This window comes from Streptococcus parasanguinis (assembly GCF_901875555.1).
Classification (GTDB): Bacteria; Bacillota; Bacilli; order Lactobacillales; family Streptococcaceae; genus Streptococcus; species Streptococcus parasanguinis_H.
On the sequence record NZ_CABFMD010000035.1, the window covers coordinates 1 to 26,778 of the forward strand.

The window sequence follows — 26,778 nt, forward strand, 5'->3', positions numbered from 1 at the left end:
TCTTCATAAGTTAATTTCATTATAAAACACCCCAAAAGTTAGATTTTTTCTGTCTAACTTTTGGGGTGCAGTTCATTTCCGAGGTGTTTTATCTGCCACTATTTCCTGCATCCCTTCCCCTCTACCCATCCAAATCCGAAGTCCCACTACAAAAATTAAAATCAACATCATCAAGGATAGATTAAGCAAGTGAGAGGTAAAATTGAGGTATTTTTCTATTGGAAATGCCCTTGCTAATAACATGGAGGTTACACCTAGACCAAGCGAGGTCTTCCCAATTTTGTTATTCACTAAACTCTGATGCTTCTTGTCTCTTTCAAATACTTTTGGAGCTAGGACTTCTACTTCATCCTCTGTCAGTTGATAAGCTTTATGAGGGATGAAATAAACAAGCCACGGAAGAAAATAGGTGATGATAATTGGACGATCGGCTTCCATTAAATACCACTCATTCTCTACTTTTAACAAACGATAGCGAAAATTCATTTTCGGCAAACGATCGATTTTTGCTGGTTTAAACATAGATTGATCTTACTTTCTATACTGTTTCATTCTTAGACGGAGAATCTGAACTAACTTTTCACCAGTCTACCACAGCCATAATTATCTTATTTATTCATAACAAAACATACCTTCCATGATACCTGATTTTACTTTGATGATCAAGTTTTGACTAAAAAAGAGGTTGGAAGATTTCCAACCACTCTATCTGTTTTAGCAAGTTAAACCTAGCTTCCTCTTTCCCAGAAGATGGCTAATAAAATCATGGCACCAAGAATCGATGGGATAATGGCTGTACCGTTTAGGCTTGGTCCCCAAGCACCAAAGAGTAATTGTCCTAAAAAGGCACCAATCCAGCCCAGGAACATTTTCCCAAAACATCCCATGCGTTCGCCACGATTGGTGATAGCTCCAGCTAGAAGTCCGATCAAAAGACCGACAAACATACTTCCAATCATAGTTTCTCCTTATATTGCCCAATCTCCATTACGGAAGAGTGGTACGCGTGTTCCATCCTCACGGATGCCGTCGATATCCATTTGGCTTGAGCCGATCATGAAGTCGACGTGGACATCTGAGCGGTTGAGCCCAGCTGCTTCGAGTTCTTCTTCTGTGAACGCTGCGCCGCCTTCTACGCTGGTTGCATAGGCTGCCCCGATGGCCAAGTGGTTAGAGGCATTTTCATCAAAGAGGGTATTAAAGAAAGTAATCCCTGATTGAGAAATTGGGCTTGGGTCTGGTACGAGGGCACACTCCCCCAAGGCACGCGCTCCCTTGTTTTTGAAGACTAAATCTTTCATGACTTGATCGCCTTTTTCAGCTGTGATATCTACGATTTCTCCGTTTTCAAAGGTTACTTTGATCCCTTCGATGATATTCCCATTGTAGCTAAGCGGTTTTGTGGAAGTGACATAACCTTCTGCACGACGGAAGTCAGGAGCTGTGAAGACCTCTTCTGTCGGCATATTTGGCAAGAAGTTTTCGCCTTGGGCATTGATAGCTCCGGCAGATTCCCAAACATGATTTTTCGGCAAGCCAAGGGTCAAATCAGTTCCTGGTGCTGTGTAGTGAAGAGCTGAGAATTGTTCCTTATTGAGCATCTCTGCCTTGCTCTTGAGAATAGCAGCATGCTCTTCCCAAGCCTTAACTGGATCTTCTTCGTACACCCGGCAGGTCTTGAAGATTTGATCCCAAAGGAGATCCACTGCTTCTTCATCACTCGTCGCATTTGGGAAGACTTTTTTCGCCCATTCTAAACCAGCTGCAGCAGCAACTGTCCAGCTAACCTTGTTGGATTGAGTAGCGATGCGCATTGGTTTCATAGCCATTCCCAAAGCCTTGGCAGAAGCAGAAAGTTTCTCTGCATCGACGCCATTCAAGGCACCTGGATCAGAAGAACGGACACCAAGACGACTCGCTTTGTTTTCAAGAAGGTAGTTCATCTCTGCAATCTTATAGCCAGGCACGTTGTCCAAGCGATCCATCGGTGCATGGAGGAACTTCTCCCGAGTAGTGAAGTCATCTCCCCATTGGACAATGACTTCGTGCGCCCCCAAGGCATAGGCTTCCTTCACGATCAAGTGGGCCAATTCTCTTTGTTCCACATCGATGTTCAAGACCAAGGTATGGCCAGGTTGCACGTTGATGCCGTTCGCCACCAACAATTTGGCGTATTTTTCGAGGTTTTCTTTAAAATTTGGTAAAACCATTTTTTCTCCTTCATAAGTGATGATCTCTACCTAGTATACCATAAGTCCATGTAGAATTCTTTTAGAACGTAAACAACCTTTTTTAATATAAGATAGGTTAAGTGATTCTGAAAAGAAATAAAAATGAGTTCTTTTTAGAATGAATCAAGAAATACCGAAACTTTCCGCCGTGAAAAAAGTGAGAGTGGGACAGAAATCGGTAATTCGTTAGAATTCGATTTCGTCGTCCCACCTCCGCACAGTTGAGTAGGGCTATAAAAGCTGATGAAATCAGCGTAGTAGAGCCCACTCAACCACTGCGTCTTGCTCGACAATCCAAAGACAATTGAGAGGCTAGGACTTTTGTCCCAGCCTCACTCGGAATTATTGAGACCTTAGGCTCAATAATTAGTCATGGAACTTCATAGAAGTTCGCTGACGTCCGTATTCACCTAAGGAAAGTTTCTAAAAAGATTTTGTCTTCAACTGAAAGGATTCCGCTCCTGCAGAATCCTAATTCTTCTTTCTCGATCAAGGAAGAACATAGCCTTGATCATCTACTGTATGGGGATGCCCAGAATTGCCATTCCCTCTCAAAGCTTCCAAATCTTGATCTAAAATTGAATTGTAATCCGTACTACCTTCACGGGTTACCCGAGTCGATACTTGGCGCAAGAGTTTTTCATTGAGATTACGAACCCAGCGACCATTACTATGGTCATTGGCCCGCATATAATTTTCTCTCACAATTTCTCCATAAAGGACTTCGTTGACTTGGTAGCCTTGCTTGCGCAGTCCCAACAAACCGATCTCGACGATCTCATCTGGGCTATAGTCTTCAAAGTCAAATGTAGTCGGGATCCGACTTTGCAGACCTGAATTGACCTGCAAGAAGTCGTGCATCTCTTTCGTGTAACCGGCAAAGATTATAACGATATCGCGACGGTGGTCCTCCATAAATTTGAGGACTTCATCCAAGGCTTCCTTCCCAAAATCATCATTTACGCCGGTATAGAGCGTGTAGGCCTCATCGATAAAGAGGACACCACCCAGTGCACTCTCTAAAACTTCGCGCGTCTTTAAGGCTGTTTGACCTTGGTAGCCTCCAACCAGATTGCTCCGCGACACTTCGATGAATTTCTTCTGATTGATCACCCCTTTTTGGAAGAGGATATTACCTAAAATGCGGGCAACGGTAGTCTTCCCTGTACCGGGATTTCCAAGAAAGAGGGAGTGCAAGGTCGTATCTTCGACGATACCGCCTTGTTCAGCCCGTTTTTGGTTGAACTCAGCCATGGCTACGAACTGTTCCACTTGCTCTTTCACCTTGGCAATGCCAACCAAACGGTTGAGGGCGGCCATTCCATCTTCTTCCTTGTCGGCTCCTGCCTGGTACTTGCCTTGGTTCAGGACAGCATCAATATCGCTGTTCAAAATAGTCTCAATATCATCGGAACCTTGGGCCACCACCCGATCTGCCATGGTCTTGGTCAATTGCTCATCGAGGTTACGGATCCAACGACCATTGCTCTTATCTAGTGAGGCATCATAAGCCCGCTTAATATGCCGCGCATAGTAGTCCCGGTCTTCGAGCTTGTAGTCCCCTTTGCTTAAAATCATTTCACCTAGTTGGACAATCTCATCTCCTGTGAAATCTTCAAAGATGAAATTATTTGGCACCCGAGAACGAAGGCCTGGATTGGTCTTTAAGAACTCTTCCATTTCCTTGGTATAGCCGGCAAAGATGATCATAATGTCATCGCGATTGTCCTCCATAAACTTGAGGATGGTATTGATCGCCTCGATCCCAAAATCCGCACCGCTGTCCTTTTTATCCAAGCTATAGGCTTCATCAATAAAGAGGATACCCCCACGCGCTTTTTCAAGCAGAGCCTGGGTCTGTTCAGCGGTTCCTCCAATATTCGAAGAGATCAGATCGGACTCCGTTGCTTCCACAAAACGGAATTCTTCTCCTGAGAGAACACCCGCATCAAAGAGCACTTGTCCCAGCAGCCGGGCCACCGTGGTTTTCCCTGTTCCAGGATTTCCCATAAAAGCAGCATGCAAGGTTTGCTTTTCAGGAGCCTTGCCACTGGCGATTCGTTTCTTGTTAAATTCCACCATGTTGATCATTTTCTTGATCTCATGTTTGACTTTTTCAAGACCGATCAGGCTATTGAGCTCTTGAAGAGCATCTTGTTTCTTCTCTGGTCCAGAGCCCGTTGCAGGGGTTGATGCCACCGTTGCATCCATTGCCTGTCCCGTAGCAACGACTTGCGCATTGCCCTTGGCCACTTCTCTGCCAATGAGATAGTCACAACCATCCTCGATTTCCTTGGTCAGATCACGCGCATCGCCCTGCCTATAGGTTATGGTGCCTGCCTTCACAAAGGCCCCACTTTGAAGCCGGATATTGGGATCCGCAATCTTATGACAAATCATATGCTCAGCCATCAGCACACTCTCATCAAAAACTCCAAATGAAATGGTTTGGGCATTCTCATTCAAGAAAGTCGTTTCTCCAGTCAAAGAAGCAAAGGACTCTTCATAGACGCAGAAAAATTCTGTAAATGTAGCCTGGTGAGCTCGGATCATACTATTGTATGAATTGATGGAGGTGATACGATCCGAATCCGAATTGAATTGAACATTGTTGTCAAGACAGATTCCAGTTCCGGTAGGTAGCTCAATTTTACAGTTTTCAGACTCCCAGATGACATTTCTCAACCAAACTGGTGGAAAATCGTTTTCCAGATCCCCGCCTGTAATTGTTGAATTTTTTGCGATCACTTCTGAGTCCTTGGCATGGATCGTATTATTCCCAAATTTTTCAATTTGGACATTTTCTAAGGTCAACTTAGAGCCTTCATTCAGCTTTATTTTAGAAAAAATCGTTGAATTGCGAATGGACAATTCCGAAGCAGACATACCGATGGCACTTTGGTGTTTTTCCGGAACCTTCATTCCGACTCCTTCCAAAGTCATTTTCGAATGCGTATCCATATAAATAAAAAATTCATTATTTGTTGGAGTGGTTGCTTCAAAATAGACCTGTTTACAAGTGATGTCTGAGCCATTCCATAAGAGCAAGGCCGTATAATCCCCACCAACTTTAAACCACAGATCTTCAAATGTCACCTGAGCTCCCTCTACAAATCGGAAACAAGCCTCAATCGTGTTGTTAAACATGCGCCCATTGCCATTTGGATTTGGGACCACATGCCCCACGAAATGAAGGTTTTTGTCGATCTCGATCACTTTATTTGTCGGCCATTGAAAGACATACCCATTTTCAAACTCGATGGTATCCCCATCCTGCGCTTTTTCAATCGCATCCATAAAGTTCCAACTATTGTTGTAAGGGCCTACTAAATATCTCGCCACACTCCTGTCCTCTCTTTCATCTTTTTTGAAGAAAATCCCTTTCTTTCGGGTTGCTTCTCACAAACACTTATTACTAAAAATTGTAACACAAACCAGATCCAAAGAAAACACTTATCCGGTCTGAACGGACTTAAAAACCTCTATTTTCAAAAAGAAAATAGAGGCTATCATCTAATCTTTCAAGGCTGAACATAAGCTGGCTAGAGTAATCGCTCCTGAGAGCATGGCGGTGGAAAGGAGCAGGACATTGTCTGCCACTTCTAACTTATAATCAAAGACTTTTTCAGCAGGTTTGTCTTCCGCAAAAATGTCAATCTTCATGTTCTATTCCTTTCTTAGTCATCCTCCTCACCCAGATAGAGACGTCGTGCCTCTGGGCTGTTGCTAAGAATATCGAGATAGGTTTCATACTCATCGGGCAGGGACTTTCCTAATGAGATATCTAGCTCTGGATTCACATTTTTCCCATGGAGTAAGCAGAGATAGAGACGTTCATTGAGCGTAGGAAAGACTTCAAGTGACATGAGCTCAACCTGACCGACCCGCTCCCAATCTTGCTCTTGGATGTCTGGTAGGATATAGGCTTGGAAGAGGCCCATTAGAGGATTATCCTCTGGTAGGCCACTATCCTTATCCGCCTGAACCAAGGAAAGCCGTTGGCCAAAACCAGCTACTTGGCGCTTCCGTCCCTTCACCGAAACCGTAATCGGGTGCCCACCCATATGGCTATAAATCCATTCTTTAGGCAGCCGATAATCTAAGAGAGGCTCAAGGTCTTTGACAATCGTTACAGGACTAGAGCGTAGAAACTGACGAGTGACTGCTTTACAAAAGAGAATATTCTCCTCTTTCAAGGTCACTCCCTTCCAGCTATTTTCCTCCTTGAAATGGTTAAAAAATACCAGATAGGGCTCTCGCACCATTTATGCTAAGACATAGACGCCGTTTCGTAGGCGAATGGAAATGACTTTCCCTGACTTCCAGGGTATTGCTCTTTTTTTCTTTTCTATCATTAGCCAACCTCAAACTGAGCGAGGATTGTTGAATCCATCAAAACAAATCATCAAACAAACTCAACTGGTTATCCTCTGGCATATTGCCAAGAATGCCCATTTCATCCATCTTTTCAACCAGGGTTGAGGAGACACCGCCACGCTTACGGAGCTCGGTCTTAGAAAGGAATTCTCCTTCTTCACGCGCCCGCACGATCTGCTTGGCAACGTTTTCTCCCAGACCATCCATCGCAACAAATGGCGGAATGAGGGTGTCCCCATCAATCAAGAATTCTGTTGCCTGACTGCGATAGAGGTCGAGCTTGCCAAACTTGAAGCCACGCTCCCACATCTCATTGACAATCTCAAGGGTGGTGTAGAGGTCGATCTCTACGTTGGAAGCTTCGTTGTTCTTGCGTTTCTCAGCGATTTCTTTCATCCGAGCTTTCACGGCCTCAAGGCCAGCTCCCATGGTTTTGATATCAAAGGCCTTGGCCCGAATCGAGAAGTAAGCACAGTAGTAATAAAGTGGATAATGCACCTTAAAGTAGGCCACACGAAGGGCCATCATAACGTAGGCCGCCGCATGGGCTTTGGGGAACATGTACTTGATCTTCCCACAGGACTCGATGTACCACTCAGGAACATTGTTTTCCTTCATGGCTTGGATGTAGCCATTGCGCTCTTCTTCTGAGATCTTGAGCCACATGCCTTTCCGCACACGCTCCATGATGGTAAAGGCCATCTTAGGCTTGAGCCCCGCGTGCATGAGGTAAACCATGATGTCATCCCGACACCCGATAACGGTTGATAGGTCGGCAATGCCCTCCTTGATCAAGTCTTGGGCATTTCCTAACCATACGTCGGTACCGTGAGACAGACCAGAGAGCTGAAGCAACTCCGCAAAGGTCGTCGGATGGGTTTCATCGACCATGCCACGTACGAAATTGGTCCCAAACTCTGGAATTCCCAGCATACCCGTAGAAGTCCCAATCTGCTCAGGAGTCACTCCTAGAACGTCTGTCCCAGAAAAGAGAGCCATGACATCTGGATCATCCATAGGAATTTCATTGGGGTCAATGCCTGATAAATCTTGAAGCTTGCGAATCATAGTCGGGTCATCGTGTCCCAGTACATCGAGCTTGAGGACGTTCTCATCGATATCGTGGAAGTTAAAGTGAGTGGTCTGCCATTCAGCTGTCACATCATCTGCTGGATACTGGACCGGAGTAAAGTCATAGACATCCATGTAGTTTGGAATAACAACGATCCCGCCTGGATGCTGACCGGTCGTCCGCTTGACACCAGCTGCACCTAGAGCGAGGCGCTCGACCTCGGCATCTCGGTAGTACTTGCCAAAATCACGCTCATAGCCCTTGACAAAACCGTAGGCTGTCTTAGCTGCGACGGTACCAACCGTCCCTGCCCGAAAGGCATACTGCTCGCCAAAGATATCACGAACGTCCAAGTGGGCACTGGGCTGGTCTTCCCCAGAGAAGTTCAAATCGATATCGGGTACCTTGTCCCCATCAAACCCAAGGAAGGTTTCAAAAGGAATATCCTGCCCATTTTTGCTGAGTTTGTGGCCACAGTTTGGACAATCCTTGTCCGGCATATCAAAACCAGATCCATACGTCCCATCTGTGATGAACTCACTGTATTGGCACTGGCTACACACATAGTGAGGGGAAAGCGGATTAACCTCCGTAATCCCGATCATGGTCGCAACGAAACTAGATCCGACGGATCCACGCGAACCAACCAGGTAGCCCCGCTTATTGGAGCGATGCACCAGCATTTGCGAAGCCAGATAAATCACGGCAAAGCCATTCCCCAAGATAGAGGTCAATTCCTTTTCGATCCGTAAATCCACAATATCTGGGAGGGGATTGCCATAGATCTCAAAAGCTTTCTTATAGGTCAATTCCGCAACTGTCTCTTCGGCCTTGTCGATAAAGGGTGTATAGAGGTCGCCCTTAACCACTTCGACCGGCTCAAAGGTCTCTGCGAGCGCATTGGTATTTTCAATAACAATCTTGCGCGCCAAGTCTTCCCCTAAAAAGGCAAATTCATCCAGCATTTCATTGGTGGTTCTGAAATGCGCTTTAGGAAGCGGCGCTGGCTGGGCATCTTCTCCATGCCCGATGGTCCGGTTGATCATGGCCCCTTGACCGAGACTACGGACAATGATCTCCCGATAGATCTCATCTTCCGGTTCCAGATAGTGGACATTCCCTGTGGCAAGAACGGGCTTGCCAAGGCGATCTCCCACTTCGATCAAACTCTTGATAATGGTCTGGAGCTCGTCCATGTCCTTGACCTGCTCCTTGGCAATGAGAGGCGCATAGATAGCCGGTGGCATGACCTCGATAAAGTCATAGTACTTGGCCACTTCGACCGCCGCATCCACCCCTTGGGACATGACTGCATCAAAGACTTCCCCTTCTGAGCAGGCCGATCCGAGGATCAAGCCCTCGCGGTGGGCATCCAGCACAGTCTTGGGAATCCGTGGGACTCCTTCGAAATACTTGGTCCCAGAAAGCGAGACCAGTTTAAACATATTCTTAAGGCCGGTCTGGTTCTTGACATAGAGAGTCGCATGCTTGACCCGCGCCTTCTTATAAGAATTTTCATCGATCAAATCGATATTCAGATCCTTGAGATTGGTCACCCCATGCTTTTCAGCGACTTCCTTGATAAAGATAAAGAGCAGACGCCCCGTCGCTTCCGCATCGTAGTTGGCCATGTGGTGGTGCTCCAAGCCTACTCCAAAGCGCTTGGTCAATGGCCCCAAGCCATGCCGTTTAAAATCTGGATAGAGGTTACGGGCAAATTCCAGGGTATCGATGACTGGCTGGGTAATCTTTGGTAAGCCATGACGCTCATAGTTAGCATTCATGAAGCCCACGTCAAAGGTGGCATTGTGGGCAACGAGAACCGTCCCTTCACAAAAGGCCTGAAATTCCTTCAAGACCTGCACCAAGGGTTTGGCCCCACGGACATGCTCGTTGGTGATCCCTGTCAATTGGGTCGTAAAGGCCGACAGAGGATGGCCCGGGTCAATAAACTCGTCAAACTCCTCAATGACATTGCCCTTGTACATCTTAGAAGCAGCGACCTGGATCAAGTCATTGTATATGGCTGAAAGTCCCGTCGTTTCCACGTCAAAGACCACATAAGTCGCTTCATTGAGGTCCAGATCCACCTCGTTATAGGTGATGGGTACCTTGTCCTCTACAATATTGGCTTCCATCCCATAGATCAGCTGGATCCCAGCTTTCTTGGCTGCTTTAAAGCCATGTGGGAAGCTCTGCACATTGCCATGGTCAGTGATCGCCACCGCCTTGTGCCCCCACTCGGCTGCCTTGGCAACCAGCTCTTCGACTTCCGGCAGGGCATCCATGGTCGACATATTGGTATGCGCGTGGAATTCCACCCGGCGCTCGCCTTCTGGCATCAGGTCCTTGCGGGTATAATGCACGACTTCCTGGATGTCTTGAACATTCATAGTCAAGTCGCGCGTGAAATTGTTCATTTCGATATTTCCCCGCACCCGTAGCCAGCTGTTCTTCTTGATCATGTCAAACTTCTGGGCTTCTTCCTCATTTTTGACCCATTTCTGAAGGGAAAAACTCGAGGTATAGTCGGTCATCTTAAAGCTGATCAAGACTCGACCAGTCCGCGTCACCTTGTGCTCCACGTCAAAGACCACACCCTCAAAAACAATCCGGTTCTCTTCCGTTGTGATCTCGATCATCGGAGTGATCTCAGCCTTGTCTAGCTTAGGTTTAGCCACAGCCTTCTTAGCCTTGAAATCAAAGACTGGCTTTTCTTCAACAGCTGGTGGCGGAGCCATCTGAGCCAAGGATTCCATGGCTCGCAAAGTCTCTTCATTGGCCGCTTGGAAGATCTTTTCATTTTCCTGCTCAAAGCGCGCCACTTCTTGCTCTGTCAGCGTATCATCAGACTCCACCCGACAGGTGAAATGTGGAAAACCAAAGGATTCCAACTGCTTGGCAAGATTTGGCAAATGGTTCTTACGGAAATGCTCTGTATCAACCGAAGAAGGCCCTGAGATGATCAATTCCTGCCCTTTCGCGCGCACCTGCAAGTCTTGATAAAGCCCCTTAAAGCCTTGACTCGCGCAAGGGCCATCCTCAAAGACTTCCCGGTAGTAGGCCTGCAATAAATCATCAGAAAAATCCGGATTGGCCACTTGGATAGTAAAGGTTGCCTGGTTTCCTGTCTTTGAAAATTCGTCTCTCAAGCGCTGGCGCAATTCCTTAAACAAAGCAATCGGCAAGACTTCCGCAAAGGCAAAGCGGAACTCCCATACCCGACTAACCTTGTGCACCACGACTTCTTGAATCTCCGCATGCAAAAAGGCACTGGAAGATCGCATCTCCAGCGGCATATCCAGCTGATCCATTAAAATTTCAAAGGTGTTGGACATTGTTTCTCCCTTGATCTTGATTCTTTTGCTCGCTTTTGAGTAGCCTACTTTCTAAGCAAAAACAGACCATTCAAAAACATTCGTAACCCTTATTTTATCACAATTTAAGGATTAATTCGAGGGGGAAGTGAAGACGAAAAAATCACCGCTAGATCGGTGATTTTTCTTCATCTTGTATTTATTCAGTTAGACCTGACCCATCATTTATAATGCATCCCCATTACAATGGCCACAACTGCCAAAATAGGAAATAAAATTAACAGCCAGATTCCAATCCACATCTGCCGTTTAAAAAGCCTGTCTAATCCACCATAGCGTTCAACGTACGATTCTTTTGGACAGGCTGGATTATACCAAACCGTCATGCTCGATCCCAGTGGAAAAGCATCTTGAAAAAGATTGCCCTTTGAGACTGTAGAATTGGTGTAGATGGTTATCCTTTGCGCCATCAAATCGATATCGCTAGCCGCTTGATTCGTTTTCCAAGGGAGGGTTACCCGCACTACCCGATAATATTTCAAGCTATTTCGATAGGTCTGACCATCCACTATATATTCGACAATTGGAGCCGCTACAATCTGTGTCCGCTTATAGCCAACTACCACTCCCTCAATGCTCTTTGAAGAGAGAGTCTTAATCCTAACTTCTCTTCTATAAAAATGTCTAAAAAAGAGTACTTCAAACAAAGGAAATCCAATAACAGCCACAGCAATGACTAGAAGTATTCTGATATCGGGCATCCCTATCACCTACTTCATCATCAGATCTGACATACTCAGATTCATCTTCGTTCCATCTGTTATACTTTCGACAATTGATTGTTGCTCCTTTACCTCTTTTTTCTGCTGAGTGCAGGCTGTAAAAACAAGCACACTTGCCAGCAGTACCATCATTTTTTCATAGATTATTTCCCTTCTTATGTGATTGAGTTAGATTTAAAAAACAGTTTCTACTATCATACCGAAAATTAATTTGAAGAGCAAGTTCGTCACTAGGTGGAGAGGGTTGAGGGTTGAAAAAGAGGCTGGGACAAAAGTCCTAGCCTCTCAATTGTTTTTGGATTGTCGAGCAAGACGCAGTGGTTGAGTGGGCTCTACTACGCTAATTTCATCAGCTTTTACAGCCCTACTCAACTGTGCGGAGGTGGGACGACGAAATCGAATGCTAACGAATTACCGATTTCTGTCCCACTCTCCATTTGGATCTTTTCATCAACTAACTACAGTTGGCAAGGAGCCATAAATCCTTTCCTTAAAACTTTTTAGAGTTAGTACAAGATATCTTAACTAACCATTATCATTAATTTTTTCCAGAAAGATAATATTGGTGTAGACTAAGGCTTATTTTCTCAATTATTCAATCGGACCTTCTATTCTCCCTTTTGGTATTGAATCCCCATTTTCCTTTACCCAAATATTGTAAAATTCTCTGAATTTTTCCTCACTTTCATTGATATATCCTTCAAAAAGTACCTCGGATATATTTTCTTCATTAAAATAGAAGACCTCATTTAAATCCAAGCCAACTGGAAACTTACATGCACTGTAATCAAACCAGAACTGGCTATCCGTTTCCTCAATTAGAGGTGCTCTACTTAAAATCATTAATTCCTGACTTCCGTCTTTTAAACGAACAACTGAACCGATACTCAACATATGAATTCTCCTTATTTTTTAATTTTTGCCTTATAATCATCGCCAGAAGCATATAATCCTAAAGTACCTGATGCTAAATAAATAAATGAAGTAACAAATAGGACCATATGAACAATTAGATTTGGTTTACTTTTACTCAAAATTGAGTAAATCATTGCACTTAACAAAAACAAAATCATTGTAACCAATAAAAGATTTCTTAGTACTATCCTAAATTTTACTGGGCGACAATACATTCTTTTAACTTCCTTAGAAGGCTTTATTATCGTCTCTTTTTTTCCAATGCTGATCCAAATGCGAATCCCAAAAGCAATGATTAGAACAAGTATCATTAGCACTAGATTAAGTAGATGAGAAGTAAAATATAAATAATCCTCTATCGGAAAAGCTCTGCCTAGTAAAACTGCTAAGAAAGCTGCACCAGAAGCTGATATCCCTGCTTTAGACTGAGTTGAAAGTATGTTCTTATCTCTTTCAAGCACTTTTGGAGCTACTGTTTGTACTTCATCCTCTGTCAGCTGAAAAGCATTATGAGGGACAAAATAGACAAACCATGGGAGAAAATAACTTGTCATAATTGGCCGATCGACTTCCATTAAATACCACTCATTCTCTACTTTTAACAAACGATAGCGAAAATTCATTTTCGGCAAATACTCAATTTTTGTTTTTTTAAACATAGATTAACCTTTCTGTTTGTATTAATTAATCGAAGGGATTTATAAATGATACGGTGTCCGAAAATGCTTGACCTACATCATCCATTCTCTCACCTGCCCATTTCATTCCATCGTCTAATCTATTACCAACCCAGTCTAGACCATCTCGAAGACCTAAGAAATTTGCATCATAAGCCCACTCAAATCCTTTATATATCGCATAACCTGTAGCAACCGAAGCTACCCCAGCCCAGCCAACTGGATTAGAACCAAATAATAGCATTCCACCATAACCAGCTGCTGTACCTACTCCGGTATGTACCAATGCTTGTCCAAAGGTTTTCCCATCATTTAAATCACCAGATACTCCAAGTACAAATGAAACGGTTTTAAAATAAGGATTGTCAACAATTTTTCCTACAGTTTTTAAAAAGCCACCATTTTTTGATAGTTTTGATGCTTCAGAAAGTGTGTTTCGATACACTCTACTATTACTATTTACCATAATAAATCCATCTCTGCCACCCTGAACAGCAGTAGCAAAACGATTCGTCAGATCTGATAGTTTCCCATTTGCAGCATGTATCATCGCTTCACCAATTTTTCCTACAGCTTCCATTCCATTTTCTAAATATTCACTGAAGGAGTTATAAAAACCTCCAGTTTTCTTCATGGCATTAAAACCTTGATTAGATATTCCATCTATAATTTTACTAATTTCTTCTTCTTTATTTTTTCTCTCAATTTCTTTTTTCTTTTTTTCATTATATGCATCTATTTTCTGTTGAATATTTTCTGGTAATTCTCTATTAGAATATCGACTCTTGTATGCATTGATCTTCTTCACATCATCGTCAGATAATTCCTTACCTTGATTTGCCTTTTCAAGAACCTTTTGATAGTCTTCATCAATCTTGGCTTTCTTATCCCATTCTCCTTCAATGCTCTTAGCCCAGTTCAATGTTTTTCCAGAATGTTTGGGGAAGGTCCCACCGAAACTTGCAAAATCTCCCTGTATCATATTCAATCCGGAAGCCAAGTTTTTCACCACAGTGTCTATGCTCTTAGCACCTTCTCCTGAGAAAACTTCATTGGAACTTCCTGCAAATAGATTCAACTTACGCAATTTATCCATCTTCTCATTTTTTTGGGATGTTAAACCATCCATACGAGAAGATATATTTTGCAGGAGACTCTTATCCGCATGATCACTACTTTCCATAGCACGAAAAGTACCTCTAAGGCTACTAATGCTACTTTCAAGGCTTTGGATTTCACTTTCAAGTACGGCTGAATCCAGATCTTCTCCCCCAACTTCTGACCGATATTTTGAGGGGAGTTTGGGTACGGCTTCACTGAGGTACTCAGAATACATGATTGCCCCTTTAATTAATGGCGTAATCACACTCACTCCATATTGTTTCCCGGAGTCATAAGCACTCCCTTGCAAGTCACCTGCTCCATTAAAGTTAGAGAGAGCTGTGACTGCTGAGTTATAGGCGGTTACCCTAGCCTTTCCAACGGAAGACATGGTCTGTCCTTGTGCATCCGATGAACTTAATACCATTTTGACCATATTACTTTTTCGACTCCTGTTCTATTAATAGTTTCTTTCTAGCGTGGTAGAGTTCATTTAATTGCTCATCCAGCTGATTTTCTCGCTTCTTAATATCCGCTCTTCGTCCTTCAGACCATTCTTCAACCATAGCTCCGATGCCTTCTACACTCACGATTAGATTTTCATAGACTTGGTAGTCTTTGGAAGATATAGGAAGCGTTAAGATCTGACGAAGAGGTTTTAAGCTTTGTCGATGAAGTTCAAACATTTCCTTCTCTGCTCGCTCCACTTTCCTTTTTTCTAAGTTCAGTTGATCGAGCGATTGGGCAATGTTTTTCTTCTTTTTATCGATCTCTTCTAAGGTGATTGGTTTCATTATTCCGCAAAATATCCTGAATTTGGTACAAACTCTCCACTCTCACCAGGAGCTGCACTGGTTTCTGGTAAATTAGATGTATTGGCATCGATGTTAGACGCGATATTACTATCCATGGCTACAAATTCTGCCGCAACCCCATGAATCAATTCTACAAAATCATTTAGCACACCACTAATTGAGGCTGCATAATTGGCTTCCTCTGGAATTTTTTCTGCAGCTGTACTGTTTCCTGGATACTCACTCGATCCATCTAGTGTGACTGGTGCAGGTGCTGTAATTTCTGCTGCCGCACCCGCTATGTCTGTCGCGATTGTACTTGCGACTTCTTCTCTACTCTGTATTGGCGTCATATAGTTACCTCCCTATCCGTTCTTGGTGATTTTAAGTTTAATAGCTTGCTTGCGATCATGCAAGTAAATTTCATCTGAAGCAAGACGTGCTTCTCGATTATTATAAGGCTTATCAAGGAACATTTGATCCATCAATCTCATACCGATCATAAACCATTGAGCATTCCCTTTGAGATATTTCGGTACCTCATTGATGTTATTTCCAAGATAGGAATACTCACTTCCTATTACAAAATGCATACCTACTCGTGGTCCATTATCAAATAGATAGCGTAGATCTTTTTCCGTGAGTCCTTGATCAACAATTGCCTTAATAGTTGGCATCATGATCAGCCAATCTGAATACAGATCTTTTTCAAGACGTCGATCAACCTCATATATTAATTGTTTAGCAATTTCAGAAATTTCTTGACTGCTACTAATATAAGTAGAAACTTTATCCTTATAAGCAACACATTCTTCTAAAGGATCCACCAGCATAATATGTAATTTTGATCCAAATTGAAGTGCTGTATTTAACAAATGTTTTTGCTGATTTTCCAGTGATTCTGGAGAGTCCGCCATAAATACCAGATTTTTCAAGCGATCAAATGGAATCTTGATCGTTTTGACCATTTCAAAGTCAAGTCCAATTGGAAATTCTAGATTTTCCATAGATGCTTTCACATCCTCACGTCCGTAGAAGGATGCTTCTGTCAACTCATCTGGCACCATTGGGATACCTGCTGGGGTACGGCCTGTCCACATTTCTTTGAGGCTTTGGACTTGGTCGCGGAGGTTGTTGATGATTTGGATATCATTGTCCCCTGCGACGGGTAGGGCGAACTGGACGACATCGACTTCGTCACGCTTCATGAGGGCACGGCCCTTGATGTCTTCCATCGTAGCTGCTAGTGGGGTTGCTCCCACGATACCGCGGATCTCAGAGATATCATTTTGTGGCAAGGTCAGCTGGTGCTTGAAGTTTGAATAGAGCTGAGCCCGTAGGTTGTTCTGACGGCTAGCTGTGATGATTAGGTGCACACCGATGCTGAGACCTTCACGGGAAATCCGCATAAAGAGCTTGAAGAGGTCAGTCTCATAAGGTTCGTCCTTCATAGACTCATAGCTATCCATGAGGATGACCATAGTAGGCTCTTGCTTGCCGGTCACTTCACGGTAGAGGGCGATGGTGCCGACACCATGCTCAGAGAGGAGCTTCTTCCTACGATCCAACTCGCGGTTGATGATCCGAATGAATTTCTGGATTTTTTCCGTCTGATCCAGTAGCAGGCTATCGGCCACATGTGGCAATTGAGTCAAGGGTGCTAGACCATTGGTTCCGAAATCGAGCAGGTACATGGTCAGATTTTCTGGGCTCTGCTTGCGAGCCAGATCCATAGCGACTGTCTGTAGGAAAGTGGTCTTTCCTGTCCCTGGACTTCCGTAGAGGAGGATATTCCCATCTTTTGACAAATCGATGGCGACCGCTTCTTGCTTTTGCGCTTGCGGAATATCGGCGACCCCGATCAGGACGCTTGGAGCTGTCCGTTTTTGCCAAGCCTCGATCGGCACGACCTTGTCCAACTCATCCAGCGTGATCCGCTCTTTGAGGGGAGGCAACCATGGTTGGGCTACAGCTGCGATGCCTTCTTCTTGGTGCAAGTGGTTGATTTCTTGCACGATGACCTCCAACTCTGTCGGCACTTCCTTGATTTCTTCTGCCATATCGAGACCCGAGAGGTCTTGGTTGAGGACTTCGTATTGGCCCAGTTCATTGATCAAGTAGATGGTGTGGTCTTCGATCCCTAGGTGATCTTTCTCAGGCTGGTAGTCTGCTCCTGACCAAGCGGTTTGGAAGAGTTCATAGACTTCGTTATTTCCGACTTGGAGGTAGGCACGACCGGTCTGGGTGATTTCAGCCGCATCTGCCGTCCGCAGCATCTCCATGGAGTCGCCACGGTCTGCCACCTTGAGGGCCAGCTTGAAGCGGGAGTTAGACCAGATCTGGTCATCCACGACCCCAGAAGGTTTTTGCGTCGCAAGGATCAAGTGCACCCCGAGGGAACGCCCGACACGCGCGATAGAGACCAGCTCCTTGATGAAGTCTGGTTGGTTGACCTTGAGTTCGGCAAACTCATCACTGATCAAGAAGAGGTGAGGCAGCGGTTCGGTCGCTTCACCGAGTTTAAATTTCTTTTGGTATTGGTTGATATGGTTGACCCCATATTGACCAAAGAGGCGCTCCCGACGATGGATCTCCGCATTGATAGAGGCTAGGGCCCGCATAGACTGGGCACCATCCAAGTTGGTGATGGTCCCCAGCAAGTGAGGCAGATCCTTGAAGAGGTTGGCCATTCCCCCACCCTTGTAGTCGATGAGGAGGAAAGCCACATCGTGTGGGTGGAAGTTGACAGCCAGGCTCAGGATATAAGACTGAATGGTTTCAGACTTACCAGAACCGGTCGTCCCTGCGATCAACCCGTGTGGTCCGTGAGCTTTTTCATGAAGATTGAGGTAGACCAAATCGTCCTTCCCGCGCAACCCGATCGGCACGGCCAAACTTTGGTAAGGAGCATGGTTCTCCCAACGACTCAAGACCTTGTGATCATTGAACGTTTCCGCCTGGTACATTTCAAGGAAGGTTACTGAGTCCGGAATCGAGCTCTTGAGCTGTTGGATATGCTTGAGAGGCGCAAGGCCACGCGAGATGGCTTCCTTGTCATAGCCTTCTGGGAAGTGACAATAACTCCATTAAATACTACTATCATACCGAAAATTAGATTGAAGAGCAAGTTCGTTACTAAGTGGAGAGAGTTGAGAAGATAAAAAAAGAGAACCGGTTGGTTCTCTCTAAAAACTAACAAATATTTATTGAGCTCCTGGCAATTGCTCGTAATATTGACTATTTTTTACATCCTTTTGTGGAACTTGTTTTTCTGGTTCTTTCGGTTCTTGAACATACATTTTATCACCTATGGGATGTATATTGGAGCCACTACTTTGATTAATTGTAGCAGCAATCGTTTCATCAGTATTTTGAAATGCATGAGCAACTGAATTTAAATATTGATCTAACGATTGAACTGTTGTAGTCAGATTCGTCATAGCAGTCTTGACTAAATTAGTAGCTGTTTCAAAATTTTCCCTAGCTGGTGCATCAAGCATATCATTTTGCACATTATCAGGAATTGCTGATTCAGAAGCATTAAATGAAGCTGTGATATTTGTTATTTTTCCAGGATTTATCCGTTTAGTTTCTCCAGTCATATTATTTCCTTTCCAATATCAATCTGTTGCATTGAAGACTTTCTGGGCCTTTTCAATATCGTAAATTTGATCAAATTCTTCTTTTGTCTGAATGGTATGTTCTTGTCCGTCTATTGATAGCTCAGCCGGAATCGTAGCATCTCTATAGAGATTTACACCCTTCTTCATAAAGAGTTCATATACAGACATGGCTCTTGAATATCGATCGGCACTGTTCTTAGGATTTAAAATCATAACTTTTGTATCCTTTTGTTCAAGCAATTGGTAAGCCTTGGAAGATTTTTTGAATTGCGTTTTTGATAAGTTTTTAGGATCAAAAAAGAAACTTCCATCGTCTAAAAAGATATCTTTCAAACCACTGCTATCTGGATCTAGAACAATCTTGAACTGTACTGAAGGTTTTCTCTTGTTATTTATTGCAATTTGATCATGTTGTTCCAGTTTATGGGTATCCAAATTAAGAAACATCTTCTTTCGAACATAAGGTTCCTTTAAACTTCTGATATATAATTCAACTAGTTCACTTCCATTTAATCTATATATAGCACCTAATTCTGATGGAATCCAGTTAGAATCAAAGTTCTCCACGATCTTATATAAATCAATCTCTTTCTCTTCTTTTAATTTCTTTCCTTCGATGCTATACACGCTCAACGTCCAATATTCATCCTTAGATGGTCTTTCCTTATAATAATAGGGATTATCTTTTAATTTCATATTAGAACGCAGAATGTGATATTTCCCCGCACGAATCTGGTTGAAATTTCTATAACTTCCATACTTCTTTATTAACCGATCTTCCTCAGGTGTCGTTGATTTCCAGTGAGCAATTAGGCCAGCACCATCCGCAATCATCTCATAATCATCAATTTTGGCTTTTCCATTGTACTGACCAAATTGACTATAATATTTTTTATTATATGTATGAAAAAAGAACAGAACAGCTCCTAAAAGAGCCATTATTACAAATAAAGTGACGATGACTTTACTATTTTTTTTCATTTTTTATCTCCTATTTCAAAAGTGGAGTTTAAATATTCTCCTAGCTTACTACCTCCAGCATTCTGTATATCTATAGCTATACTATCTAACTGTTTCAACTCTTCTGCAGACATTTCTTCTAATGTCAATCCACCTTCACCTTTTGCATATTTTTTAACTTTATCAGATATTTGATCTTCTTTGTCAAAATTAGCATTCATATCATCAATTTTTTTATCAATGTAATTTTCTACACTCTGGCCTCCCAAATCGATATCCGATGAATTAATGTATCCTTTTAAGCCATTGTTATCGAGCTCCCTTTTGCGTAGATCTGCATTGAAATCTGTATAAATACTGGAATCTTTATCCTTCACACTTCCTTTTTTCAAGTACCACGCTCCTTGATTAGTGTAGTCTTGAATTCGATCAAACTTAGCTTTATCTTCTTTTACATCAATTTCACTTAATTTTTCCAGGTTCTCAAATATGGATGATAAACTATCTGATACTAAGCCGACGCCTCCCATTTTTATTTTTTCTATCCTATTCTTTGGATCCGAACCATCTAATTTTTTATAGAGTTTAAAACTATTATTCACTGCTTTAGAGGCATCAACTGTTAATGCAGCTTGAACAACCTTATTAGCAAAATATGCTTCTGGAGCTATCGCTGTTGTGGCCGCATCCGCAAAGGCCGTAGCCATATCTTTAAGAAATTTTTTCTTTGCCTCCTTTCGTTCTTCCTCATATGCTTCCATTTTTTCACTATACTCTAATCCACGGACTCCAAAAGTATTTGACTCTGTGCTTGATCGCCAGGTTTCTGTGGTTTTTTCAAATCCAATCTGTAAATCTTTTTTAGGTGTTTTTTTGATATATTCAAACATCTGATGTTTTTGAGCATCACTTTGAGCTACACCCGATTGATAGGAGTAAGTTGTCAAGGTTAACACAGCTATACCATTTTCAAACTTTATTTTAATATTTTTATCATAGTTTATATCCCTATAATATGTAGTATAAGGATTTTCCGCAATTTTTTCACTTTTTACACTTATGCCAACCTCCAGGTATTGAACTGATTTCATTAGTCCATTAAACAGATTAAAATAATCCAACTGTTTTTGATACTCAACTAACTCTGGAGAATTTAATGCATATCCGGCATCAAATAGGCTCGTCATTTTACCTTCAAGCATCGAGCTTGCCTCTATCCCACCTATCATCATTTTTTGTACAAAATCTCCGACTCTTGTTGAATCTACTCCATTAAATGAATCCATATAGTGATTCATTATTTCTATAGCTTCCTTGTTTCCATCAGCTGCTCTACGATACCAAACGGACATTACACTAGCCAGAGACGGGTAGGTCCCTTCCGAGATTGCGTTTTGATCTAGTTGCATCAATATTTCTGGGTGGCCACCTAATACTGCCTCAACTGCTTGTGCATCTGTTTCGTTTGCAATATTGTCTATATAAAACATTGTTTCTTCGGTTAACAATTGGTCTTTGATTGCTGCAAAAATTACGGTTGGGCTAATTGCGGTTACAGCTTTTGCTCTCTCAATAATTGTATTCAATGATTCCAACTCTGAGATTCTGGTGCTTAAACTCGTATTAAATGTTGTATGGGCATTTTCAACTGAGGTATGTGTTGATTCACGGTTAGAAGCCATAGTAGATAAATTTTCTGTTGCAGTGGCTAAATGACGTTTTTCTAAATTCACCTCAGGAAAATCTGCTTTTTCTGTTGCTTGATCTAATAATGGTTGAATTGCCTGAAATCGTGTTTGTATAGTGGATACCTGCTTACCTGTTAATATAGTTTTAACACTATCTTTCCCATCACCCCATGTCCAAGCTTTCTTATTAAAACCTGCACCTGTCACATCATTACTAAATGTAGTAACATTTGACCCATATAGTTTTATGATAGCTGGGGCACTATAAAACACTTGTTGTTGCAAGATATTTAATCTTTCAAAAAAAGCAAGCACAGCCGTTGATTCTGCTCCATCTGATTTATCTTTAAAAATTCTTTCAGTATCCTTCGCAGCTGCTTCGACATTATCTCCATAGCTATTCAATGCAGTTCCATACTGCAACAAACCTGGCAAATCATGAATTTTAATTCTATCTGACATAATTTACAACCCTTCCTTTATTGTAATTTTTCTATCTGACTATTAATACTTTCAAGTTGCGTGCTGAGCGATTTTATCTTTTTTTCTACTGCCGAAGCTGCATTTTCTTTATGGGTTTTCAAGTTACGTTGCTCATTTTTTAACAGATCTTGCTCTGCCTGAGTTTCTTCTAAATATTTAGTTCCAGCTAAAGTATAATTTTCTTTTATACTACTATGGCTTACTAATTCATATTTAATTGAGGTATACGCGGCATTTAATTCTTTAAGTAAAGTCTCCAGTTCTGATATCTGTGAACTTAAGCCTGCTGCTTTTGTTTTTAATTCTCTTATTTTAGCACTATTGTCTTTTTTCCCCATTCCTTAACCTCTCAATTTTATTTCATTAATACTTTTACAGTTCTTGAAATTCCATCAGTTATATAATAATGGATTTGTTCTTCCAATACAGCTTCTCTATACGGTTTATTATTTATATTAACAACCGTCTGATCATTCATTCTAATTCCGAGTATTGCCTGTTTAATGTTTTTAGCATTTTGTGACACCACATCAATATTTCTATTCATATTAGGTCGACCGATCACTACAGTACCATATCCAGCACCAATTCCCTTAGTAAGGATAAATGCTATTTTTTCTAATAAAGTAGCATCCATCTTATCAACAAGTTCATTAATATTGAATAAGACAACAGTTACTTCATGTTCAGAAACCCGATGTACCAAACGTTCCTGAATTTTAGCTTCTAAGACGTTCACGATCTCTTCAATTTCACTTATTTGATTAATCAAAGTCAAATCGTCTAAGTTTTCTAATGAGTGAAAACGTGGCGCCAACACAATCACCTTTTGCTTGCTACGAGCAATTTGTTTGACGAATTGTGTCATCTGCTCTTCCTTGTCTGTCAGATAGAGAAGGTTGCCTTTCTTGAGATCCCATGTTACCGGTTCAACTGTTTCCAGATCCAGTCCGAGAGGTACTTTGCCTCCATCCAGCAAGGCTGCTACATCCTCACGTCCATAGAAGGCTGCTTCTGTCAACTCATCTGGCACCATTGGGATGCCTGCTGGGGTGCGGCCTGTCCACATTTCTTTGAGGCTTTGGACTTGGTCGCGGAGGTTGTTGATGATTTGGATATCATTGTCCCCTGCGACGGGTAGGGCGAACTGGACGACATCGACTTCGTCACGCTTCATGAGGGCACGGCCCTTGATGTCTTCCATCGTAGCTGCTAGTGGGGTTGCTCCCACGATACCGCGGATCTCAGAGATATCATTTTGTGGCAAGGTCAGCTGGTGCTTGAAGTTTGAATAGAGCTGAGCCCGTAGGTTGTTCTGACGGCTGGCTGTGATGATCAGGTGCACACCGATGCTGAGACCTTCACGGGAGATCCGCATGAAGAGCTTGAAGAGGTCTGTCTCATAAGGCTCGTCCTTCATCGACTCATAGCTATCCATGAGGATAACCATAGTAGGCTCTTGCTTGCCGGTCACTTCACGGTAGAGGGCGATGGTGCCGACCCCATGCTCAGAGAGGAGCTTCTTGCGGCGATCCAACTCGCGGTTGATGATCCGGATGAATTTCTGGATTTTCTCTGTCTGATCTAGTAAAAGGCTATCGGCCACATGTGGCAGTTGAGTCAAGGGTGCTAGACCATTGGTTCCGAAATCGAGTAGGTACATGGTCAGATTTTCTGGACTCTGCTTGCGAGCCAGATCCATTGCGACTGTCTGAAGGAAAGTGGTCTTTCCTGTACCTGGACTTCCGTAAAGGAGGATATTCCCATCTTTTGACAGATCGATAGTGACAGCTTCTTGCTTTTGCGCTTGCGGGATATCGGCGACCCCGATTAGGACGCTTGGAGCTGTCCGCTTTTGCCAAGCCTCGATTGGTACGACCTTGTCTAACTCATCCAGCGTGATCCGCTCTTTGAGGGGAGGCAACCATGGTTGAGCCACAGCTGCGATGCCTTCTTCTTGGTGCAAGTGATTGATTCCTTGCACAATGACATCCAGCTCTGTCGGCACTTCCTTGATTTCCTCTGCCATATCCAGACCCGAGAGGTCCTGGTTGAGGACTTCGTATTGGCCCAATTCATTGATCAAGTAGATGGTATGGTCTTCGATCCCTAGATGATCTTTCTCAGGCTGGTAGTCTGCTCCAGACCAAGCGGTTTGGAAGAGTTCATAGACTTCGTTATTCCCGACTTGGAGGTAGGCACGACCGGTCTGCGTGATCTCAGCCGCATCTGCCGTCCGCAGCATCTCCATGGAGTCGCCACGGTCAGCCACCTTGAGGGCTAGCTTGAAGCGGGAGTTGGACCAGATCTGGTCGTCCACGACCCCAGAAGGTTTTTGTGTCGCAAGGATCAAATGTACCCCAAGGGAACGCCCGACACGCGCGATAGAGACCAATTCCTTGATGAAGTCTGGTTGGTTGACCTTGAGTTCGGCGAACTCATCACTGATCAAGAAGAGGTGAGGCAGCGGTTCAGTCGCTTCACCCAGTTTAAATTTCTTTTGGTATTGGTTGATATGGTTGACCCCATATTGACCAAAGAGGCGCTCCCGACGATGGATCTCCGCATTGATAGAGGCTAGGGCCCGCATAGACTGGGCACCATCCAAGTTGGTGATGGTCCCCAGCAAGTGAGGCAGATCCTTGAAGAGGTTGGCCATTCCCCCACCCTTGTAGTCGATGAGGAGGAAAGCCACATCGTGTGGGTGGAAGTTGACAGCAAGGCTCAGGATATAAGACTGAATGGTTTCAGACTTACCAGAACCGGTCGTCCCTGCGATCAAACCGTGTGGTCCATGGGCTTTTTCATGGAGATTGAGGTAGACCAAATCGTCCTTCCCGCGCAGACCGATCGGCACGGCCAAACTTTGGTAAGGGGCATGGCTCTCCCAACGACTCAAGACCTTGAGATCATTGAACGTTTCTGCCTGGTACATTTCAAGGAAGGTCACCGAGTCTGGAATCGAGCTCTTGAGCTGTTGGATATGCTTGAGAGGCGCAAGGCCACGCGAGATGGCTTCCTTGTCATAACCTTCTGGGAAGTGGTCCAATTGGAAGTCGAGCTCCCGAAGAACCCCTTCTTGCAAGAGCAATTGCCCTTGGTTGCGGTCCTTGATGGAGATAACCGTTTGGATATTTTCAGAAAGAGATGAGAGCACGTCTGCTACATAGATGATAGAGCAGCCTAGCTCTGTCGGATCCTCACGGAAGAACTCCATGATGACATGGTCCAAAATCAAAGTCTCATCGGTGATGAGCACCACATAGTGAGGGTGGAAGATCTTGGTGTCATTGGCTTTTTCTTCCTCTTTTTGCGCCTTACGGAGCTTGAGGATTTGGTTGAGACTGTTCAAGACCTGATCGCGTGTCCGCTGATTGTAGACAAAGCTACGGACATTCATATCTTGCAAGGTCGCATGAGGCAACCAGCGCATCCAATCCCAGCTTTCTTTTTCCTCTTCTGGAATGATCGGAATAATGGTCAGATCATGGTAAGAGTGAAAGACTGCCAATTGAGCAACCAGAAGTTGCAACTGCTCGAGCACGATAGGACGAGGACCGACATAGCCGACCGGTCCCCGATTAAGGCTAGCTACAATCGGAAGATTGTCGATCTTTTGATGGGCCTTGAAAAGGGCATAGCCTTCTTCTTCCAAGGCATCTTTCTTCCCACTGCGCTCTTCCTGACCATATTTGAGCTCATAGCTGGTTGGGACCTTGCCCAATCCTAAACGATAGGCCAAAAAGTCAAAATGCAGCGGTGTTTTTTCGTAGATCCGCGAGTCATAGCGTTTGACCATCTTGGTCAAGTCTTCGATGGCTGGGAAATGGTAAAACATGCCTTCTCGTTGCTTGCGAGAGAGCTGTTCCAAGTCCTTGGCCTTGTCCTTGAGATAGAGATGATAGAGCTCCACGCGCTCTTTCTTGTCTTCTTTGTATTTCTTACGATTTTTGAAGAAACTTTGGACCGAAAAGATCACACTGACCACAGACATGGAGACCGTCGCGATGATATAGAGCCCCCGCGGTTGGAAAATGGTAATCAAGAGGGTCACCCCAACCATGATGAGGGGTGGCATGATCAACTTCAAGAGTTCATCGGATGGCTTTTGAGGCTCCGCACCTGGAGGATTGATCAGGATCTTGTCTTCCGAACTCCGGTAGATGATCCGAGGAGACCGGTTGTACTCTGGATAGTCCTTGTAAAAGTCGTAGCGCGAATGCAAACGCGGCACCAGATAAGGACTCACTTCAACCGATCCTTCCACGCAAAATTCTTCCGGATAGAGCTTAAAGCTCACATCTCCAATGGCAAGCTCATCTCCAAAGGCCAGTGGAACAATCGCTTCAGTAACGAGTTTGTGGTTATGGTAGAGTTTTCCAGATAAGAGCTGACAAGTCCAGGCCCGGTCTTTTTTCACAAGGAGAAAGCGCACGGGATAATGCACGCGCACATCCGCACCCTCTTCATCTGCTACGAGGATTTCTTCCTTGTCTAGCAGCTCATAGGTATGGACTTCCCCTGTCGCCAAGTAGCAGACCACATCCCCAAGGATCTTGCTGTTTTTAAGTAGACCTTTGTCTTCACCATACTGGTAGAAGACTTCTTCTTGATCCCATTGGAAATGAAGGGGATTTTCTTGCGAAGCAAGGGTCAACTGAGCCGTTTCTTGATTCGATACGGTGGCTGTTTTTCCCTCTTCTAGCGCTAACTCATAGCGAAAACCTTTTTTATAGAGTATGATACGTTTTTTCATAG

The 26,778-nt window shown here is 43.6% G+C and carries 18 protein-coding genes and 1 pseudogene; all 19 read right to left on the reverse strand.

All coding sequences use genetic code 11. The annotated features are described in order from the left end of the window. Positions 1-72 precede the first annotated feature (72 nt). The 19 genes and pseudogenes from JX304_RS09030 to essC (JX304_RS09120) all read right to left on the reverse strand — a co-directional run bounded on the left by JX304_RS09030 (position 73) and on the right by essC (JX304_RS09120) (position 26,776). Entirely contained in the window at positions 73-522 is a 450-nt protein-coding gene (locus JX304_RS09030; RefSeq protein ID WP_205012225.1) for a DUF443 family protein, read from the reverse strand. Positions 523-728: 206 nt separating this feature from the next. Continuing rightward, positions 729-959: a GlsB/YeaQ/YmgE family stress response membrane protein gene (locus JX304_RS09035; protein WP_003010011.1), complete on the reverse strand. Its 231-nt coding sequence runs from the start codon at positions 957-959 to the stop codon at positions 729-731. Between the two features lie 9 nt (positions 960-968). Then, entirely contained in the window at positions 969-2,210 is a 1,242-nt protein-coding gene (locus JX304_RS09040; protein WP_205012226.1) for an aminopeptidase, read from the reverse strand. Between the two features lie 510 nt (positions 2,211-2,720). Then, positions 2,721-5,573 (reverse strand): AAA family ATPase, encoded by a 2,853-nt coding sequence (locus JX304_RS09045; RefSeq protein ID WP_205012227.1) that lies wholly within the window; start codon positions 5,571-5,573, stop codon positions 2,721-2,723. 171 nt (positions 5,574-5,744) lie between these two features. Further along, complete coding sequence (locus tag JX304_RS09050; RefSeq protein ID WP_205012229.1) at positions 5,745-5,894, reverse strand: hypothetical protein; 150 nt, start codon at positions 5,892-5,894, stop codon at positions 5,745-5,747. A gap of 14 nt (positions 5,895-5,908) precedes the next feature. After that, on the reverse strand, positions 5,909-6,427 hold the full coding sequence (locus JX304_RS09055; RefSeq protein WP_239649430.1) for a hypothetical protein: 519 nt from the start codon (positions 6,425-6,427) through the stop codon (positions 5,909-5,911). A 196-nt stretch (positions 6,428-6,623) separates the two neighbouring features. Next, positions 6,624-11,018, reverse strand: a complete 4,395-nt coding sequence (locus JX304_RS09060) for a PolC-type DNA polymerase III (RefSeq protein WP_205012231.1) — start codon at positions 11,016-11,018, stop codon at positions 6,624-6,626. 200 nt (positions 11,019-11,218) lie between these two features. After that, positions 11,219-11,758, reverse strand: a complete 540-nt coding sequence (locus tag JX304_RS09065) for a DUF3592 domain-containing protein (protein ID WP_205012233.1) — start codon at positions 11,756-11,758, stop codon at positions 11,219-11,221. 612 nt (positions 11,759-12,370) lie between these two features. After that, complete coding sequence (locus JX304_RS09070; protein ID WP_205012235.1) at positions 12,371-12,673, reverse strand: DUF4176 domain-containing protein; 303 nt, start codon at positions 12,671-12,673, stop codon at positions 12,371-12,373. An 11-nt stretch (positions 12,674-12,684) separates the two neighbouring features. Then, positions 12,685-13,353 carry a DUF443 family protein gene (locus JX304_RS09075; protein ID WP_205012236.1) on the reverse strand — a complete coding sequence of 223 codons (669 nt, stop codon included), beginning with the start codon at positions 13,351-13,353 and terminating at the stop codon, positions 12,685-12,687. A 25-nt stretch (positions 13,354-13,378) separates the two neighbouring features. Beyond that, positions 13,379-14,908: a hypothetical protein gene (locus tag JX304_RS10835; protein ID WP_239649431.1), complete on the reverse strand. Its 1,530-nt coding sequence runs from the start codon at positions 14,906-14,908 to the stop codon at positions 13,379-13,381. 1 nt (position 14,909) lies between these two features. Further along, on the reverse strand, positions 14,910-15,266 hold the full coding sequence (locus JX304_RS09085; protein WP_003004384.1) for a DUF3958 family protein: 357 nt from the start codon (positions 15,264-15,266) through the stop codon (positions 14,910-14,912). After that, positions 15,266-15,619, reverse strand: a complete 354-nt coding sequence (locus JX304_RS09090; RefSeq protein WP_003004195.1) for a TIGR04197 family type VII secretion effector — start codon at positions 15,617-15,619, stop codon at positions 15,266-15,268. The genes JX304_RS09085 and JX304_RS09090 overlap by 1 nt, the downstream gene beginning before the upstream one ends. 12 nt (positions 15,620-15,631) lie before the next feature. Continuing rightward, positions 15,632-18,340, reverse strand: a pseudogene (essC, locus tag JX304_RS09095) (type VII secretion protein EssC); the annotation flags it as partial. 129 nt (positions 18,341-18,469) lie between these two features. Beyond that, a complete protein-coding gene (locus JX304_RS09100; RefSeq protein ID WP_205012237.1) occupies positions 18,470-18,868 on the reverse strand; it encodes a hypothetical protein in 399 nt (132 codons plus the stop codon). Positions 18,869-18,886: 18 nt separating this feature from the next. Then, the gene (locus JX304_RS09105) at positions 18,887-19,870 is read right to left on the reverse strand and encodes a hypothetical protein (RefSeq protein WP_205012238.1); all 984 of its coding nucleotides are present in this window, start codon (positions 19,868-19,870) and stop codon (positions 18,887-18,889) included. Beyond that, complete coding sequence (locus JX304_RS09110) at positions 19,867-21,999, reverse strand: hypothetical protein (protein WP_205012240.1); 2,133 nt, start codon at positions 21,997-21,999, stop codon at positions 19,867-19,869. Before JX304_RS09110 ends, JX304_RS09105 begins: the two co-directional genes overlap by 4 nt. Before the next feature lie 17 nt (positions 22,000-22,016). Beyond that, positions 22,017-22,358 carry a hypothetical protein gene (locus tag JX304_RS09115; protein ID WP_205012241.1) on the reverse strand — a complete coding sequence of 114 codons (342 nt, stop codon included), beginning with the start codon at positions 22,356-22,358 and terminating at the stop codon, positions 22,017-22,019. Positions 22,359-22,375: 17 nt separating this feature from the next. Next, positions 22,376-26,776: a type VII secretion protein EssC gene (gene essC, locus JX304_RS09120; RefSeq protein ID WP_205012243.1), complete on the reverse strand. Its 4,401-nt coding sequence runs from the start codon at positions 26,774-26,776 to the stop codon at positions 22,376-22,378. Between the last annotated feature and the right edge of the window lie 2 nt (positions 26,777-26,778).